A 1,113-nucleotide genomic window follows, 5' to 3' on the forward strand; every position below is an offset into this window, starting at 1 on the left:
AAACTTTATTACATGGTTGATCTACATTATTCCAATCACAAGTTTCTTTTACTACTTTAAGATTTAAGTCTTTAGCTGTCTTTGGTAGATATTGCTCGTCGCTACCTAATTGATAAGCTGCCACAGTACTTAACATATTTGCAGCAGTGAGTGCTATAGCGCGAATAGATTGGGCTTGTTGATAATCTAAAGTGATTTTGCCATCTTTATCGTATTGAGCAATACGTTCAGAAGAGCTAAAACTAACACCTAGCATATCACTTGCTTTTTTAAGCTCTTGAGCAAAATGGTATAGTGTTTCAGCTTCTTTATCTGTTGAGCCTGTAACTTCATTATTAACAAGCATTTTAGCTCTACCATTTACAGCAGCATCAATGGCTTGAGGTAATATTTCACTATAATCGAAAGGATTATCATCTGCTGGGTATGTAAATGAAAATCGCTCTTTGACTTGTGGCTCATTTAAGACTTCAGCAACAGTAATAACGGCTTGAAGAGTTGCAACGTCAGCATTGTCTTTTTCTGCATTATTAAGAGCTGTTTTGTATTCCGTTAATTTCGATTGGAAATCAGTTTCGGAGAGCTTCGGAAGAACATTGTCATTAATATCTGTAATGATCTTTTCTACTGCGACACTATGGTAACCACGAAGTACACCCATTACTGATAAGGTATTATCGAGGTGTTTTTGAGCGTCAGTAAAGCTAACCACTTTTTTGTTTGGTAATTGTTTAGATAATATTTGCTGGAATTCAGCTTCATTTTTTGTATTTAGAAGTGATACTGGTAGCTCAACAGAAGTATCTAAATCAGATAAATTGATGCCATTTTCAGGATTACCATCACTGTCTAATGTTTGAAGAAGTGCCGCAATATTTTTTACGTTACCATTTTTTGTAATATCGTACGGTGTAATTGCTTTTTTATTTAGATCAGTAACTTGTGTTGTACCAAGCTCTAAGTTATTTATAGAGAACGAACAACGAGTACCCTCAGTAACAACAAATTCCCCCTTAGAACCTGTTGTACCCGTTTCGCCACTTGTACAGCGGTATTTTAATCCAGCCACTTCCTTATCAACAAAAGTGGCTTTTATTTTGCCAGCTGGAGCAA

At 35.8% G+C, this 1,113-nt stretch carries 1 protein-coding gene; it reads right to left on the bottom strand.

All coding sequences use genetic code 11. The features are described from left to right. The coding region (locus I3255_RS14650; RefSeq protein WP_238039484.1) for a hypothetical protein at window positions 1-1,113 on the bottom strand (1,113 nt) is incomplete at both ends.

The organism is Psychrobacter sp. Ps6 (assembly GCF_022129235.1).
Classification (GTDB): domain Bacteria; phylum Pseudomonadota; class Gammaproteobacteria; order Pseudomonadales; family Moraxellaceae; genus Psychrobacter.